The sequence below is a fragment of the Pseudomonas sp. NFR09 genome (assembly GCF_900111535.1).
Classification (GTDB): Bacteria; Pseudomonadota; Gammaproteobacteria; order Pseudomonadales; family Pseudomonadaceae; genus Aquipseudomonas; species Aquipseudomonas extremorientalis.
In genome coordinates this window covers 235733-252617 of record NZ_FOIH01000003.1, presented here as the reverse complement: position 1 = coordinate 252617, position 16885 = coordinate 235733, and the positions used below count along the sequence as shown (strand labels likewise).

At 59.1% G+C, this 16885-nt stretch carries 13 protein-coding genes; 7 read left to right on the top strand and 6 right to left on the bottom strand.

Annotated elements, in window-relative coordinates; translation table 11 throughout:
* Positions 1–22 precede the first annotated feature (22 nt).
* The gene (locus BMX59_RS08505) at positions 23–535 is read left to right on the top strand and encodes a GNAT family N-acetyltransferase (protein ID WP_093121022.1); all 513 of its coding nucleotides are present in this window, start codon (positions 23–25) and stop codon (positions 533–535) included.
* On the opposite strand, the gene BMX59_RS08500 is transcribed toward BMX59_RS08505, so the two are convergent.
* The 3 genes from BMX59_RS08500 to ccoN all read right to left on the bottom strand — a co-directional run bounded on the left by BMX59_RS08500 (position 532) and on the right by ccoN (position 2953).
* On the bottom strand, positions 532–1224 hold the full coding sequence (locus BMX59_RS08500) for an aspartate/glutamate racemase family protein (protein ID WP_092243663.1): 693 nt from the start codon (positions 1222–1224) through the stop codon (positions 532–534). The genes BMX59_RS08505 and BMX59_RS08500 overlap by 4 nt on opposite strands.
* Positions 1225–1314: 90 nt before the next feature.
* Positions 1315–1524, bottom strand: coding sequence for a cbb3-type cytochrome c oxidase subunit 3 (locus tag BMX59_RS08495; RefSeq protein ID WP_093121021.1), 210 nt, complete (start codon positions 1522–1524; stop codon positions 1315–1317).
* 1 nt (position 1525) lies between these two features.
* Positions 1526–2953, bottom strand: coding sequence for a cytochrome-c oxidase, cbb3-type subunit I (ccoN, locus tag BMX59_RS08490; RefSeq protein ID WP_093121020.1), 1428 nt, complete (start codon positions 2951–2953; stop codon positions 1526–1528).
* A 166-nt stretch (positions 2954–3119) separates the two neighbouring features.
* Between ccoN and BMX59_RS08485 the strand changes: the two genes are divergently transcribed.
* Together BMX59_RS08485 and BMX59_RS08480 are read left to right on the top strand one after the other, a co-directional pair.
* Positions 3120–3614 carry a hypothetical protein gene (locus BMX59_RS08485; protein WP_093121019.1) on the top strand — a complete coding sequence of 165 codons (495 nt, stop codon included), beginning with the start codon at positions 3120–3122 and terminating at the stop codon, positions 3612–3614.
* A 90-nt stretch (positions 3615–3704) separates the two neighbouring features.
* Positions 3705–4373: a DUF3313 domain-containing protein gene (locus BMX59_RS08480; RefSeq protein WP_071488282.1), complete on the top strand. Its 669-nt coding sequence runs from the start codon at positions 3705–3707 to the stop codon at positions 4371–4373.
* Between the two features lie 60 nt (positions 4374–4433).
* On the opposite strand, the gene BMX59_RS08475 is transcribed toward BMX59_RS08480, so the two are convergent.
* From BMX59_RS08475 to BMX59_RS08465, 3 genes are all read right to left on the bottom strand, one after another.
* The gene (locus BMX59_RS08475) at positions 4434–5834 is read right to left on the bottom strand and encodes a DUF1254 domain-containing protein (RefSeq protein WP_093121018.1); all 1401 of its coding nucleotides are present in this window, start codon (positions 5832–5834) and stop codon (positions 4434–4436) included.
* Positions 5835–5993: 159 nt separating this feature from the next.
* Positions 5994–6359, bottom strand: coding sequence for a response regulator (locus tag BMX59_RS08470; RefSeq protein ID WP_092243648.1), 366 nt, complete (start codon positions 6357–6359; stop codon positions 5994–5996).
* 231 nt (positions 6360–6590) lie between these two features.
* A complete protein-coding gene (locus BMX59_RS08465) occupies positions 6591–10421 on the bottom strand; it encodes a hypothetical protein (RefSeq protein ID WP_093121017.1) in 3831 nt (1276 codons plus the stop codon).
* A gap of 269 nt (positions 10422–10690) precedes the next feature.
* On the opposite strand from BMX59_RS08465, the gene BMX59_RS08460 reads away from it, so the two are divergent.
* From BMX59_RS08460 to BMX59_RS08445, 4 genes are read left to right on the top strand one after another with little or no spacing between them, the layout of a single operon-like run.
* A complete protein-coding gene (locus tag BMX59_RS08460; RefSeq protein WP_093121016.1) occupies positions 10691–14188 on the top strand; it encodes a response regulator in 3498 nt (1165 codons plus the stop codon).
* Positions 14189–15019 (top strand): CheR family methyltransferase, encoded by an 831-nt coding sequence (locus BMX59_RS08455; RefSeq protein WP_012724198.1) that lies wholly within the window; start codon positions 14189–14191, stop codon positions 15017–15019.
* Complete coding sequence (locus tag BMX59_RS08450; RefSeq protein WP_093121015.1) at positions 15016–15621, top strand: chemotaxis protein CheB; 606 nt, start codon at positions 15016–15018, stop codon at positions 15619–15621. Before BMX59_RS08455 ends, BMX59_RS08450 begins: the two co-directional genes overlap by 4 nt.
* Positions 15615–16808, top strand: coding sequence for a hybrid sensor histidine kinase/response regulator (locus BMX59_RS08445; protein WP_092243636.1), 1194 nt, complete (start codon positions 15615–15617; stop codon positions 16806–16808). The genes BMX59_RS08450 and BMX59_RS08445 overlap by 7 nt, the downstream gene beginning before the upstream one ends.
* Positions 16809–16885: the final 77 nt, after the last annotated feature.

Here is a 16885-nt window from a genome sequence, read left to right as displayed (position 1 = left end):
GTCTTTCAAAGGATGAAACACCATGCACACGCCTGAACCCCCTATCGTGATCCAGCGCTTCACCGAGGCCCACCTTGAAGGCGTCGCTGCGCTCTACAACGAACCGGCCGTGTGCCGTCAGGTGCTGCAAATGCCTTTCCAGTCAGTCGAGATGTGGCGCAAACGCCTGGTGATGGACAACGAGCGGCGGCTGCAACTGGTGGCGTTGCATGGCGGTGAGGTGGTCGGCCAGCTGGGCCTGGAACAGTACCTGCGCGTGCGCCAGGCCCATGTCGGTTCGTTCGGCATGGGCGTGGCAACGGCGTGGCAGGGCAAGGGCGTCGGTTCGCGGCTGCTGACGGCCGCGCTGGACGTGGCCGAGAACTGGATGAACCTGCACCGCGTGGAACTCACGGTGTACGCCGACAACGAAGCGGCGCAGCGGCTGTACCGCAAGTTCGGCTTTGCGGTCGAAGGCGTATTGCGTGATTACGCCCTGCGTGACGGCCAGTTTGTCGACACCGTGAGCATGGCGCGCCTGCGCCAGTCGGTTTAATCCTGCAAAGCAAACGCCACCGCAGCCTGCGCATGCAGCTCGGTGGTGTCCAGTAATGGCAGGTCGCTGTGTTCAGGCTTGATCAGCAAACCGATTTCCGTGCAACCGAGGATGATCGCCTGGGCGCCACGTGCAGCCAGCGACTCGATGACACCTTGGTAGACTTTGCGTGACGCCTCGCTGATCACGCCGACGCATAATTCTTCATAGATGATCCGGTGCACGGCCTGACGCTCGTCGGCCTCCGGCACCAGCACGGTCAGCCCCTGGGCGGCCAGGCGCGACTTGAGGAAATCCTGTTCCATGGTAAACGCCGTACCGAGCAGGCCGACCGTCAGCGTGCCGGCCTCAACGGCAGCCGCACCCGCCGCATCGGCGATGTGCAGGAAGGGGATCGACACTGCCGCCTCGATACGTGGCGCCACCAAATGCATGGTGTTGGTACACAGCACCACACAGTCGGCGCCACCGGCTTGCAGACGGCGCGCGGCGTCTTCGAGGATCAGCGCGGTGTCATCCCAGCGCCCGGCATGTTGCGCCTGCTCCACCGGGCCGAAGTCCACGCTGTACATCAACAGTTGTGCCGAGCGCAGCGGGCCGAGCTGGTCGCGCACGCGTTGGTTGATGATGCGGTAGTACTCGGCGCTGGACTCCCAGCTCATGCCGCCGATAAGGCCGATGGTGCGCATGCGATGCTCCTGGCAAGGAAAGTCGCTTCACCTTACCCATCGGCCATTGATTAGTCATACGCAGTTGCCCGCGAAATGACCGGTGCAGTTTCACATGTCCAGGCTGGTCCAGCCGGGCCTGGCCTCATCCAGTGCCACTGCGTGCACCCGCTTGCCGGTCGCCAACTCCACACGCCGCGCCACTTCCGGGTCATCGGCAAAGGGCATCAGGCTGGCGTCGTCCAGGCTCTTGTCCGATTGACCGCGCAAGCAATACTCCACCGCGCCATACAGGCATACCACCATCAACAGGCCCCACATTTCAGGCGATCCGCGCATCAAGCTGCGCTATTTGCAGATCCGCGACGCGCACCGTGCGCCAGATGTTGTAGGCCATCAGCAGCATGCCGGTCAGAAAGAACACACCACCGGCAAACCGCACCACAAACCCCGGGTGGCTGGCCTGCAAGGCTTCGACAAACGAATAGGTCAGGGTGCCGTCATCGTTGACCGCCCGCCACATCAAGCCCTGGGTGATGCCGTTGACCCACATTGACGCGATGTAGAGCACGGTGCCAATGGTGGCCAGCCAGAAGTGCAGGTTGATCAGCCCCACGCTGTGCATCTGCTCGCGGCCGAACACTTTGGGGATCATGTGGTACAGCGAGCCGAAGGTGATCATCGCCACCCAGCCCAGGGCCCCGGCGTGTACGTGGCCGATGGTCCAGTCGGTGTAGTGGGAGAGGGCGTTGACGGTCTTGATCGCCATCATCGGGCCTTCGAATGTCGACATGCCGTAGAACGCCAGGGACAGCACCAGAAAGCGCAGGATCGGGTCGGTGCGCAACTGATGCCAGGCGCCGGACAAGGTCATCATGCCGTTGATCATGCCGCCCCAGCTTGGCGCCAGCAGGATCAGCGACATGGCCATGCCCAGCGACTGCGCCCAGTCGGGCAGGGCGGTGTAGTGCAAATGGTGCGGACCGGCCCAGATATACAGGGTGATCAACGCCCAGAAATGCACGATGGATAAACGATAGGAGTACACCGGGCGTCCGACTTGTTTCGGCACGAAGTAATACATCATCCCCAGGAAACCGGTGGTCAGGAAAAACCCTACGGCATTATGCCCGTACCACCATTGCACCATGGCATCGGTCGCCCCGGAATACACCGGATAGGATTTGAACCAATCCACCGGGATCGCCAGGTGGTTGACCACATGCAGCATGGCGATCACCAGTATGAACGCGCCGAAGAACCAGTTGCCCACGTAGATGTGCCGGGTTTGGCGTCGCACCACAGTGGTGAAAAACACTATGGCATACGCCACCCAGACCACCGCCATCCACACCGCGCCGGAGAATTCGATCTCGGCGTATTCCTTGGTGGTGGTGTAACCCAGCGGCAGGCTGACCAGCATGATCACGATCACCGACTGCCAACCCCAAAAGGTAAACGCCGCCAGGCGGTCGGAAAACAGCCGTACCTGGCAGGTACGCTGTACCGCGTAATAGCTGGCGGCGAACTGCGCGCTGCCGGCAAAACCGAAAATCACCAGGCTGGTGTGCAGGGGGCGTAGGCGGCCAAAGGTGGTCCATGGCAAATCCAGGTTCATCTGCGGCCAGACCAGTTGCGAGGCGATCCACACGCCCATGGCCATGCCCACCACGCCCCAGGCGATAGTGGCGATAACGAATTGACGGACGACTTTATAGTTATAGGCCTGTCCGATTGTTGCGCTGTTCATGCTCAGTCCTCCCACGGTTCCAAGTGGCGGCACTGTAGGAAGCATGGGTAAAACAAAACAGGCTCAGAAAAACCTCATTGTTGCGGATCAGTTTTTAGCCGTACGTCGAATGGCTGCATCTGCCATGATCAGGCTTCGCAACCAGGCTCACCCAAGGAACGCCGCAATGGATGATATACAGCAACTGGGCGAGATGCTTCGTCATTACGCCGACAGCGAAGCGCACAAGAAGCAACAGTTCGACGTGCAGTCGGCCCGTTGGGCGCAGAAGCTCGATGAGCTGTTCGGGCAGATCGAGCAGTGGCTTGAGCCGGTGAAGACGGTGGGGTTGCTTGAAGTCCACCGTGAAGCTTATATAGCCAGCGGCCCGAGCGTGCCGATGGAGACCTCGACATTCAAGACCGAGAAACTGACCGTGCAGATTACCGGCAAACCGGTGGAGTTCGTGCCGGATGTAATGGGCGCGGGCGGCTTGATCTCCGTGTCGGTCATGGGCCTGACCGCGGCGCGCCACGGCAGTGTGTCGCTGGTATTGCCCGCGGATAAGAACGACTGGTTGTGGAAGAAAACCAATGGCCTCAAAGATCCGGACACCTTTGGATTCGACGCCAACTTCCTGGCCTCGCAGTTGCAAAGCCTGATCCCCCGCGAACGCAGCTGAAACGTCGAATGATGGGAACAGGGTTATTTTGCCAGGATTGGCTATACCTACAGCTCAGTGTTCCAACGTCGACCGCCAGGGAGTTCAGACATGACACTTAGGCATTTGCTCTGCACGTTGTGCATCGCTTCGCTCGGGCTGGCGGGGTGTGCCAGCAAGATCACCGCGCCGGATGAGTATTCCGGCTTTCTCTCGGACTACAGCCGGCTCAAGGAAGCCAAGTCTCCATCGGGGGCCGAGGTGATGCGCTGGGTCGATCCCGAGCTGGATCTGAGCCGCTATCACGCGGTGTACGTCGAACCGACCCAGTTCTACCCTAAGCCCCAGGCCACCGCGAAAATTCCGCTAACCACCCTCAACGGCATCAATACCTACTACAACCAGGCACTCAAGCGTGAGCTGGAAAAATCCCTGCCCCTGGCCAATGCGCCAGGTCCAGGCGTGATCGTGGTGCGCGCAGCAATCACCGCCGTGAGCAGCAAGACCGAAGGCCTCAAACCCTATGAGTACATTCCGGTGGCCTTCGTCGTGGCGGCGGTAAGCACCGGCACCGGGATCCGTGATCAGGAAACCACCCTGGGCACCGAGGCGCAGTTCCTCGATGGTGCCAATGGCAAGGTGCTCGCCCAGGTGGTGCGCAAAGGCACTGGCAAGCCGCTGTCCAACGATTCGCAGGTGATGAAGGCCGATGACGTGAAAAGCGTGATTGACGGCTGGGCGTCGGACCTGCATCAGTCGTACGTGAAACTTACACGCTAGAACGTGCGAGAAGGTGAGGGCTGCGGTGCCCTCACCCTTGTTGCGACCGGGCGCGTGACGTTACTTGAGCGGCGTCAACGGCGGCAGCTTCCATTGGCCGTTACCCACCTCAGGCTTGGGCAGGTAAATGCGCAATACCGCATAGAACGGACCGGGTGGTGCCGGCAACCAGTTGCTTTGCTCGGCTTTCGGCGGCTCGTGATGCTGCAGGGCCAGTGTCAGGCCGCCATCGGCGTCACGCTTGAGGGTTGGCAGCATTCGCGAATTGATCAGGTAGCGCTTCTTGTGGTTGGGCACCAAAAGCTTGGTCTTGGCGTCGTACATGGTCAGCGACCAGAACGCATCGGCCGGCGGCAGTTGGTCCTTGGCAAAGTGCACGGTGTAGCTGTGTCGTGCGCCGTTGGCAGGCTTGCCTTCGCTGTCGACGAAGTAGCTCATGTAGACGGCTTCGTCGGCGGAGTTGCCGAAAATGCCCAGGTTGGCGCCAGCATAGCGGTACAGGTAATTGTTGTTCAGGCGGTCGCGGCTGCCGAACAGATCACCGCTGGTGACCTGGTGAGTGTCCACTTTGTCTTTCTTGAACGCGGCAAATTCGGCATGGGCGTCGGCAATGCCTTCATCCAGAGCCTTGCGCTGTTCGACGGTCAACTCCTTGACCTTGAACGGCGCGCCCGGGGCAATTCCGATCTTGGCAAACCGGGCCAGCAGGTCTTTTTCGCTGTCCTGCGGGGCTGCGAAGGCCAGCATGAAGTTCAGGTAGCGAAACAGTTGCGGGCCTTCGGTCATGGTCGCCGTGGGCTTTGGCCATTCGACCTTGGGCGCCTTGGCTGGCGCGGGTTGTTTCACGTAGCTGCTCAGTGGCTGCACTTTGTAGCCGGCCTGGATCTGCTTGACCTTGCCCAGGTCTTTTTCATCAAACAACTGCGTCCGGTACAGGGCGTAGGCGATATTGCTTTCGCTGTAGATCACGCGGTCGACATTCACCGGCTGCTGACCCTTCCAGTCGGGGCCGGCGATCATGTAGTGGCCGCCGTTGTTACCGGTGCTGCGGGTGCCCAGGTAAGCGAAGTTCTGCGTATAAAGATCGATCAACTGCACCGAGTAGTAGCGATCGTCTTCGATCTTGGGCAGGGTCAGCACCAGTGGTTCGCGGCGCAGGTCCATCCAGACGAACGAGTAGGGCGTGTCGGCGTTGGGCGTGACGAAGGCCGTGTCCTTGGGCGTGAACACCTGCGCGGTATTGCCGATCTGGTTGAACGGCGCCTTGAAGTTGGCACCGCCCTTGTCAACGGCCTGGGTATAGAGCGTCTTGTACATGTCCACCACCGGAAACCCATACAGATAGGCTTCCTTGGCAATGGCCCGGGCTTCGGCCGGGGTTGCCGTGAAGTCGGCCCAGGCGCCGGTACTCATGAGTATCGAGAGGCTCGCCAACAGCAGGCGCGTCGGTTTTCCAATCATGTTGTTGCGTCCTTCCTGAGTGCAGGTTGCAGGGTCGCGCTGAATGGCGCGCGAATGCGCCGAGTTTCCGATTTTATTCACCGAACGTCACGTTAATCTCTGAGCACCTGACGCGAAGATGCCGCCCATGCAGGCGGCATCGAGGAGTACAGGCTGGAATTAACGTGCGGGCAGCATCGATTTGACTTTGTCGCGTAATTGATCGATCGAGAACGGCTTGGCGATCACGTGCATGCCAGTCGGCACCTCGATGTTTTCCGCATAGCCGCTGGCGAACAGGATCGGCAGGTCCGCACGCAGTTCGCGCACCTTGGTGGCAAGTTGCTTGCCATCCATGTCCGGCAAACCGACGTCGGTCATCATCAGGTCGATCACCTGGTCGGTGTTTCGCACCAGGGTCAGCGCTTCTTCAGCATCGCCGGCCTCCAGTACGTTGAATTCCAACTCCTCCAGGACATCGACGATGAGCATGCGCACGATGGCATCGTCTTCGACGACAAGGATGGTGGAGGCGGTGACGGACATAAAAAATTCCCGAGAGTGAAAAGGATTGGCCGTGAGCGGTGCAAAGACCATCCTCTAATGAGTCGCGGCGATCTCGGCAAGTTCCCTCACCGAAGCCGGTATTGTGCCGGTGTTGGAAAAGAATGTCCCGCATGAGTCTGCGACCGATATTCTACAGGGGCGCAGCGCAATACTAATGAGAGTCCCCGGCATCTGCGGGAAGCGCAGGATGCCGGTTCTTCACCTCGCACCTCAGCCGGCATTTGATACCGATCTGGAGGAGGCGATTGAGATCTTATTGGATACCATATCATGCACGCCGTTGATGCTCTCGACGGTGTTCATCAAGTGCAACTCACTGAATTGCGAAACAGAATAGGTCAAGGAGCCCGGATTGGGTGGAAACCAGTGGCTCGTTGACCCCGAGATCATCGCGCTTTCTATTCCAGCGCGCATGGAGGCCTCGGAGTTGAATGTGGCCAACCCGAAGTTGGGGTCGAAGTAGAACCATTCTTTTTTGCCGCCATTGATGACAACCCCGGCGGTAATTCCGTGTGTTGTATTACCTATCATCAGGCTGGTCGACGTACTGGCATTCGCCAGTTGCTCGATGATTTCTGCAGCCGTCTGCTGCTGCTTATATTGGCCCACATGAAAGTCATGCCTGAGCTTGGCCTGGAAGCGTTGCATGTTTTGTTGAAACACCAGTGTGGCCGGATGCTCGGGATTAGCCATTACCGTGAATAAATTCTCCAGCAGGGTGGCTTGCTTGCCTTCCTGAATGGCATAGGCCATCGAGTTCGCAAACACGGCACATTGCCCCCCCGAGATAGGACTGACTTGGCTGAGGTAAAAGCCCTGTGGCATTGGAATGAAGGTTCCGCCTGCCGTCTTGATGTTTTCACTGAAGTGTTTGGCAAGGGAAAGATTCAACTCGATCGCGCGCTTTTCAACCTGTCGGTACAGACACCCCATTTCTTGAGTCGTCAACCCGGGTTGCAAGGCCAGTTCCTGAAGTTGTGGGATTCTCAGGCCAGGCCTGTACCCCTTTATCGAATCGGGCGTTCCCGCCTTGTAACCCTGCTTGAAACTGTCCGCCTCGAACGCCTTGAGGCTTTCCATTTTGGTGTAGAACGTGTTCGGCAGTTCTTCCAGATCATCTATGCGGCGCTTCAGGCGTCCCAACTCTTGCGCGCTCGGATTGGCTTGCAGTGCAAGTCGCTTGAGCTGCTCAACGTTCAGGGAGGTTGAGTAACCCTCAATCGACGGCGGTGTCCGGCTGTTGAGACCAAGGTGGAAGCCGTCGGGATCCGTTTTCAACGCGTCCGCCTTCAAGTTCGTGAATTTCTCGGCGTAATTGGGGTCGGGCTGGGCGGCAGGAGGCGGGGAGCCCCACCAACTGGCGAACCACTCGGTCGTCGCCGACTCCGTCAACCCTTTGATTTCACCCCCGGAGGCTGCGACAGAGGGCGTGAAGTTTTCCAGAGGTGCCCCGTAGGGTTGAGCCTTGACCGGGTCGTAGCGGTACCATTGCCCATCGTTGAACACGGCAGCCGTATGCATCTTTGTCTCGCCGACCTTGTAGCTGCCTATCGCGGCTACGTCGTACTGGTTGCTGAGGCTTTTCAGCAACCCGTAACTGTCTGATGTACCTCGCAGTATTTGTATGCCTTTAGCCAGTGCCCGAGGGCTTTTGCCCAATAGTCTTACACCGCCAAATACCACGTCGTCTGCGCCCCCCAGCGGATTGAACGCACTGACGGTCGCCGCTCCAATCACGCGCGCACCCTTGGCCAGCTTTGTAGCCGCAGAGGCGGTGATAGCCCCTACCTTGACCAGCTTGGCAGCGGTCGCTGCGCCAGCGGTCAGGAACCCCATGACATCCATCGTCAGATCAAGAGCGCCCGCCACATAGTTGCCGTTTATGAAGTTGACGATGGCCGATCTCAGCGGGATCAGGTCCAGGAAGAAGTTGGCCGCGCGATCCTGTGCTTCAAACTGTTTGTCCAACTGCGTAGAACCTTTGGCCGCTTTTACAACATCGGCATTGTCGATATCCAGGTGCTCGACGAACGCATCGGCAATGTAGGTGCTCCGGTCACTGCTGAAGCTTTTCGGCGTGACTGACGTGTCGCCGGTGTTTTCCTTTTGATTTTCCTGGCTATAGCGGGTCGGCCGGAACTCGGTTCGGTGAATTTGCCGTGAGCCTGGACCATAGCGTGTTTCATCGTAATGGTTGCCGCTCCCCAGCTTGGTGATCGTGCCTTTCTGGATGTCAACTTCATAAACAGACGACACGCCGTCGCGTTCGGTTTTTATCGAAAAGGTGGAGTATTTGTGGAGAAGTGTTTTATCCGTGAGATTGATTCTGTACTCGGACTCATGAAAGAAGCGCAGCTTTCCATATTCCAGGTCTTTGCGTTGATCCAGGGGAAGTTTGGAAATGAGGTGCCTGACGGTCGCACTCAAACCTTTCTTTCGCGAAGCAATGGCCTCGTCGAAGTGTTGCTTGAAAGCTGCATTCACGCCGAGCACAGGATTATCATTGATTTCGGCGAGGGGGATACGAGGGTCCTCGGTCGTCCAGGTGTAATGACGGTTTTCCATCATCGCAATGTCCAGCATCGAGAAATACCCTTCAGGCCGCAAGTTCGGGTCATAAAGCGGCATCGCCGTGGATTGATGGCCGGATGTCTGGAGTTTCAACAGGGGTTGTTCAAACGGAATACCTTCACCAAAACGTTCTTTCAGTTTGGCAAGGGCGATGTCCTTACGGTTGGGTATTTCAGCATTGGCTAACGCTTGTGCGTCAATCTGCTCGGCAAACTCGCGGTTGTATTGGGTTCTTAACTGATCCAGTTCTTGATTCGTGTACTGTTTGTCATCTTTTCTCTTGATCAGGCCGTTGACGACCCCCCAATCGACCAGTGCGGTTTGCTGGGCGAGCTCGGTCACCGCCGGATCGGCCTGGGCGGCCTTTTCGGCCTTGATCATGATTTCGTCGAAGCCCATGGTCATCGCCGACCCGGGTGACTCAGCTTCCTGGGTCGCCACCGCGATCTCCAATCGGGTCCAGGCCGGGCTGCCATAAGTGACGTTGTCGGGAATGCCTTTGACCAGGAATGCGGGCGCTGCCTGCGCGAGCAATATCATGGCGGCAACCTTGGCCATCTCCGGGCCAGCCAGGCCGCGCTCAATCAGGTGTTTGACCAGCGCCTCGACCACGGCTGACGGGTGCAAGCCCCAATGGGCCGACTGCGCCAGGTCGAACCCGGCTACTTTGTTTCGCTGCGGGTTTGTAAGCGCTTCGGGGTTCAGGATCCGGTTGATCAATACCAGGAGATAGTCATGGATGCTGATGTCTGTGTCGAATCCCTTTATAACTGCTCGCATCGCCCGACCCAGTGCCTGGCCTGTGGGACCGTTCACCATGGATTCAAACGCTTTGACGGGGTCTGTCTTGGCGTCACCAGATAGGGGTTTATTGTCATTGAGGAGTTCAAGGATACCCTGTCCATTGCCCGTCTCGGATGAGTTGGTGTGATCCTTGATGTATTGGAGGGCCGCTGTGTGCAACGTTTGTTGATCGTCCGGACTCAAAGGTGCGGGCCAGGACAGAGCCCCCCCGAAATCGCCAAACGGGTTCGCCAGCGCTCTCTCGCTGACGGCATCCGCCAGCGCGGTCAAGGAAAAATGATTGGTGGGCAGGCCAAGACCAATGCCGCGGATGAAACTCTCCAATGTGACGAGTGTGTCGGGCTGCGTTGGAAAGGATGAATGCGGGTGGATTTCCATCGCGGTGGTTTTGAGTGCGTTCGAGACGGCCGGGGGAGAAGCATTGTGCCCCAGTGTCTTGGCAATTTTGTGCAGCGCTTGCGACAGGGTATGCAGGTTACGCGCATTGCCAATCAGGGTTTTGCTGGAGAGGTTGGCTGTTGTGAGAGAAGTCGGTTGTGGCGCCGGGTTTGCCTGTTGTTGCGCAATGCTCCCAGGCGAAGTGGGTTGGGACAGCTGATGGGTTTGACTGAACGCACGCATGGATGGGTTGGGGGCTGAGAAAGACACCGCGTAGAGACTGGTCATGGCTGGGTACCCTTTAGAGATGGACTTGATTCAGTCTTTGCCTGTGGACGTTCCGTATCGCCACGGCGCTTTACTGAGTGCCGTCCTCTGCCACCTGCGTTCCTGCGTCCGCTCGTTCGCTCGGTAAAAGCGACGTATATGGCCTGGTTTGACGTGCGGTTCTCACAATCGACTGTCATTCATCTCACGGTCCTTTGGCATAAAAATAGCGTTCAACCCCAACTTTGGGGCAAACTCCTGGGTTTTCTGCACTTGGCCAAGGCATGCCCATGACTCCCGCTTCGTCCGTCGATGAAAAGAGCTTTCGTAATCTGCTGAGCCGAAACGTTGCATTGCCCCTGGGCGTGGGCGTGCTCAGCGCGGTGTTTTTCGTGTGCCTGATCACCTACCTGTTGTCGGTGATCCAGTGGGTTGAACACACCGACCGGGTTATCAATAACCTCAATGAATCGTCCAAGCTGACCGTGGACCTGGAAACCGGCATGCGTGGTTTCCTGATCACCGGCGACGAGCATTTCCTCGACCCGTATGAAGTGGCCAAGCCGCGCATCATCGCCGACCTGCGTAACCTGCAGGAGCTGGTAGCGGACAACCCGCAGCAGGTGGATCGCCTCAAGCGCCTGGAAGCCCTGCAGGCCGAGTGGAACAACTACGCCCAGTCGATGATAGATATGCAGCGCACCAGCGGTGACTACCGCAGCGCGGTCAAGGCCGGCCGCGGCAAGCGCCTGACCGATGAAATCCGCAAGGAATACGAAGACGCGGTGGCGATGGAGCAGCAGTTCCGCATCACCCGCAACGAACAAGTCACCCGCACCACGGTGATCAGCGTCACCCTGTATTTGGTCTTTGTGCTGGGCTTGAGTGGCTTCCTGGCGTATATCGGCCGTAAAAATCTTGTTTCTTTATCAGATAGTTACAGCGCAAACCTCATGTCACAACAGAAGATTGCGCGACGCCTGGAACAACAAGCCTGGCTGCGTAATGGCCAGACCGAACTGGCCGAGCAGGTGCTCGGCCAGCTGACCCTGAATATGCTCGGGCGCAACATCCTTCAATTTTTTGCCCAGTACATGGGCTCGGCTGTTGCCGCGCTGTATGTGCGCGAAGAACACGGCGGTCTCAAGCGCGTGGCAACCTATGGCTTCTCCCGCGAGCAGGAGCAACGGGAACAGGCGATCTACAGCGACGAAGGCATTGTTGGCCAGGCTGCCCAGCTCGATCGCCTGATTCGCCTGGATGATGTGCCGGTGGATTACTTCAAGGTCAGCTCCGGTCTGGGTGAAGGGCCGACGCGCAGCGTGCTGGTCATGCCCACCAGTGATGATGACCGCGTCAACGGCGTGGTCGAACTGGGCTTCCTGCGCCCGCTGGAAGAGCGTGACGAAGAGCTGCTGGAGCTGATCGCCGGCAATATCGGCACCTCCATCGAAGCGGCGCGGTACCGCCAGCGCCTGCAGGAAGTGCTGGCCGAAACCCAGCAGCTCAACGAAGAGCTGCAAGTGCAGCAGGAAGAACTCAAGACCGCCAACGAAGAGCTGGAAGAACAGTCGCGCATCCTCAAGGAGTCCCAGGCCCACCTGGAAACCCAGCAGGCCGAGCTGGAACAGACCAACGAGCAACTCGCCGAACAGACCGAGACCCTGGCCGAACAACGCGACGCCATGGACCGCAAGAACATCGAGCTCAACCAGGCCCAGCTTGAACTGGAAGAACGCGCCGAAGAACTGCAGCGCTCCAGCAAGTACAAGTCCGAATTCCTCGCCAATATGTCCCACGAGCTGCGCACGCCGCTGAACAGCTCGTTGATCCTGGCCAAGTTGCTGGCCGAGAACCCCCAGGAAAACCTCAGCGCCGAACAGGTCAAGTTTGCCGAGTCGATCTATTCCGCCGGCAATGACCTGCTCAACCTGATCAATGACATCCTGGATATTTCCAAGGTGGAGGCTGGCAAGCTGGAGATGCGCCCGGAAAACTCCAGCGTGGCACGGCTTGTCGACGGCCTGCGCGGCATGTTCGAGCCGCTGGCGGCTGATCGCAAGCTGGGCTTCCAGGTAGAGGTGCAGGAAGGCACGCCGACCATGCTGTTCACCGACCGCCAGCGATTGGAGCAGATCCTGAAGAACCTGCTGTCCAACGCGATCAAGTTCACCGAACAGGGCGAGGTCAGCCTGTCGGTGTCGCGAGCATCGGAGGAGGGCATTGCCTTTACGGTACGCGACTCCGGCATCGGCATTGCGCCAGACCAGCAGGAAAGCATCTTCGAAGCCTTCCGTCAGGCCGACGGCACCACCAACCGCCGTTACGGCGGCACCGGCCTGGGCCTGTCGATTTCCCGCGACCTGGCGGCCCTGTTGGGTGGCTATATCAGCGTGACCAGTGCCCCGGGCAAAGGCAGCACCTTTACCCTGGTGCTGCCGGAACATTATGCAGAGCCAGGGGAGGACGCAGCACCGATCGAGCAGCCGCGCCAAGTGGTGGTGGTGCCCGCACCGGCTCCAGCCAAGGTGTCGCCGCTGCCGGTGGCCGATGCCAGCCAGATCCCGCGTTTCGCCGATGACCGCGACAAGGCCCCGTTCACCACACGCTGTATCCTGGTGGTGGAAGACGAACCTAACTTCGCCCGTATCCTGTTCGACCTGGCCCATGAGCTGGGCTACCACTGCCTGGTGGCCCACGGTGCGGACGAAGGCTACAGCCTGGCCGAGGAATATGTGCCCGACGCGATCCTGCTGGACATGCGCCTGCCGGACCATTCCGGGTTGACCGTGCTGCAGCGCCTCAAGGAACACGCCAATACCCGGCACATCCCGGTGCATGTGATTTCTGTGGAAGACCGCGTGGAAGCCGCCATGCACATGGGCGCCATCGGTTATGCGGTCAAACCCACCACCCGCGAAGAGCTCAAGGACGTGTTCGCGCGCCTGGAAGCCAAGCTGACCCAGAAGGTCAAGCGCGTGCTGCTGGTAGAGGATGATGACCTGCAACGCGACAGCATTGCCCGCCTGATCGGTGACGATGACATCGAGATCACCGACGTCGGCTACGCACAGGCCGCCCTGGACCTGCTGCGCACTAACGTCTATGACTGCATGATCATCGACCTCAAACTGCCAGACATGCTCGGCAACGAACTGCTCAAGCGCATGGCCACCGAGGACATCTGCTCGTTCCCGCCAGTGATCGTCTATACCGGGCGCAACCTGACCCGCGATGAAGAAGCCGAACTGCGCAAGTATTCGCGCTCGATCATCATCAAGGGCGCCCGCTCGCCGGAGCGCCTGCTGGATGAGGTCACACTCTTTCTGCACAAAGTCGAATCCCAGCTGTCCCATGATCGCCAGAAGATGCTCAAGACCGCCCGCAGCCGCGACAAGGTCTTCGAGGGGCGCAAGATCCTGCTGGTGGACGACGATGTGCGCAACATCTTCGCCCTCACCAGCGCACTGGAGCACAAAGGCGCGGTGGTGGTCATCGGGCGTAACGGCCGTGAGGCCATCGACAAACTCAATGAAGTCGAAGATATAGACCTGGTGCTGATGGACGTGATGATGCCGGAAATGGATGGTTACGAGGCCACTGCCTTGATCCGCCAGGACCCGCGCTGGAAAAAGCTGCCGATCATCGCGGTGACGGCCAAGGCCATGAAAGACGATCAGGAGCGCTGCCTCGCGGCCGGTTCCAACGATTACCTGGCCAAGCCGATCGACCTGGATCGCCTGTTCTCACTGATTCGCGTGTGGCTACCGAAGATGGAACGCATTTAAGTGGAGCGAAGTTTCTTGGAAAAAAGCAGCGATATTGAGCTGCGCCTGTTGATCGAGGCGATTTACCTCAAGTACAGCTACGACTTCCGGGATTACTCCGGGGCGTCGGTCAAGCGCCGCGTGGCTCATGCCTTGCGCCAGTTTGATTGCGCGACCATTTCCGCCTTGCAGGAGCGCGTGTTGCACGACCCGGCGGCGTTCATGCAGTTGCTGCAGTTCCTGACGATCCCGGTAAGCGAAATGTTTCGCGACCCGTCGCACTTTCTCGCGATCCGCCAGGAAGTGGTGCCGCTGCTCAAGACCTACCCGTCGATCAAGATCTGGATCGCCGGCTGCAGCACCGGCGAGGAGGTGTACTCCATGGCCATCCTGCTGCGCGAGGAGGGGTTGCTGGAGCGTACGATCATCTACGCCACCGATATCAACCCGGCGTCGCTGGACAAGGCCAAGCAGGGCATCTTTTCCCTGGAGAACGTACGCGCCTATACCGCCAACTATCAGCAGGCCGGTGGGCAACGTTCATTTGCCGACTACTACACCGCGGCTTACGATTACGCGATCTTCGATAAAACGCTGCGTGAGAATGTGACCTTTGCCGATCACAGCCTGGCGACCGATAGTGTATTCTCGGAAACTCAATTAATTTCGTGTCGTAACGTGCTGATTTATTTTAATAAAAAATTGCAGGATCGAGCGTTTGGATTGTTCCATGAGTCGCTGTGTCATCGCGGCTTCCTGGTGCTGGGCAGCAAGGAGACCCTGGATTTCTCCGCGTACGGCAAGCAATTCGAACCGTTGGTCAAACAGGAACGGATCTACCGAAAGCTATGAATCAAGCGGCTGCCAGCCCGGCACAGGTCCGGGGCATAGAGGCTATTGTGATCGGCGCCTCCGCCGGTGGCGTAGAAGCGTTGCTGACGGTATTTGCCCAATTGCCTGCGGACTTCGGCCTGCCGATCATCACCGTGCTGCACCTGCCCGACGAGCGCCGCAGCCAGTTGGCCGAGGTGTTTGATCGCCGCGTCGCCATGTCGGTGGTGGAGGCGCGCGACAAGGAAGTGCTCAAGCCCGGCACGCTGTACTTTGCCGGGCCTGGTTATCACCTGTCGGTGGAACATGATCGCAGCCTGTCCCTGAGTCAGGAAGACCGCGTGCACCATTCGCGGCCCGCAATCGACTTCCTGTTTGAGTCCGCCGCCGATGCCTACGGCACGGGCTTGCTCGCCATCCTGTTGACCGGCGCCAACCAGGACGGCGCCCGTGGCCTGGCCCACGTCAAGCAGCAGGGCGGAACCACCGTGGTGCAGGAGCCCACTGAAGCACGTGTCGCCGTCATGCCCCGAGCAGCCCTGGCGCTGCACACACCCGACCACATTCTGACGTTGAGCCGCATTGGCTCATTGCTGGCTTCGCTGGAATATTCCCCATGTTAAGTACTGTCCAGGCCAAACTGCTGATCGTCGACGATCTGCCGGAAAACCTGCTCGCCCTCGAAGCGCTGATCAAGCGCGAGGACCGCCAGGTATTCAAGGCATTGAGCGCCGACGAGGCCTTGTCCCTGTTGCTGGAGCACGAGTTCGCCATGGCGATTCTCGACGTGCAGATGCCCGGCATGAACGGGTTCGAGCTGGCCGAACTGATGCGCGGCACCGAGAAAACCAAGAACATCCCGATTGTGTTCGTCAGCGCCGCCGGCCGCGAACTCAATTACGCCTTCAAGGGCTACGAAAGCGGTGCCGTGGACTTCCTGCACAAGCCGCTGGATATCCATGCGGTGAAGAGCAAGGTCAACGTGTTCGTCGACCTGTACCGCCAGAGCAAGGCCATGAAGCTACAGGTCGAAGCCCTGGAGCGCAGCCGTCGCGAGCAGGAACTGCTGCTGACGCGTCTGCAGGCCACCCAGGCCGAGCTGGAGCAGGCGGTGCGCATGCGTGATGACTTCATGTCGATCGTCGCCCACGAAGTGCGTACGCCCCTCAACGGGCTGATCCTCGAAACCCAGTTGCGCAAGATGCACCTGGCCCGCGACAACGCCGCCGCGTTCACCCTGGACAAGATGCACGCGATGGTCGACCGTGACGAACGGCAGATCCAGAGCCTGATCCGCCTGATTGAAGACATGCTCGACGTGTCGCGCATCCGCACCGGCAAACTGTCGATACGCCCGGCGCGGTTTGACCTCACACAGCTTGTCAGCAGCCTGGTGGAGAACTTCGCGCCCCAGGTCGCGGCGGCTGATTCATCCATGACCCTGACTGCCGAAGGCCCCGTGGAGGGTCACTGGGATGAGTTCCGCATTGAGCAGGTGGTCACCAACCTGTTGACCAACGCCTTGCGCTACGGGGCCAAGAGCCCGATAGAAGTGCGCGTGTACAGCGAGCATGACGAAGCCCGCGTAGAAGTGCGCGATCACGGCATTGGTATCAGTGAAGACAACCAGAAGCGTATCTTCCAGCAGTTCGAACGGGTATCGGCCAGTCAGGTTGCGGCTGGCCTGGGCCTGGGGCTGTTTATTTCCGAGCAGATCGTTGCAGCCCATGGCGGCACCATCGAAGTCGAGAGCCGGATAGGCGAGGGCGCCTTGTTCAGGGTGTGCCTGCCGTTGCAGGCGACGGCTTGAATTCAATCGTCACCTCGACGCAACCTCTGCGTGACCCCATGGTCGTAATTGCAGCTATTGACCGGACAAAGGCTTCC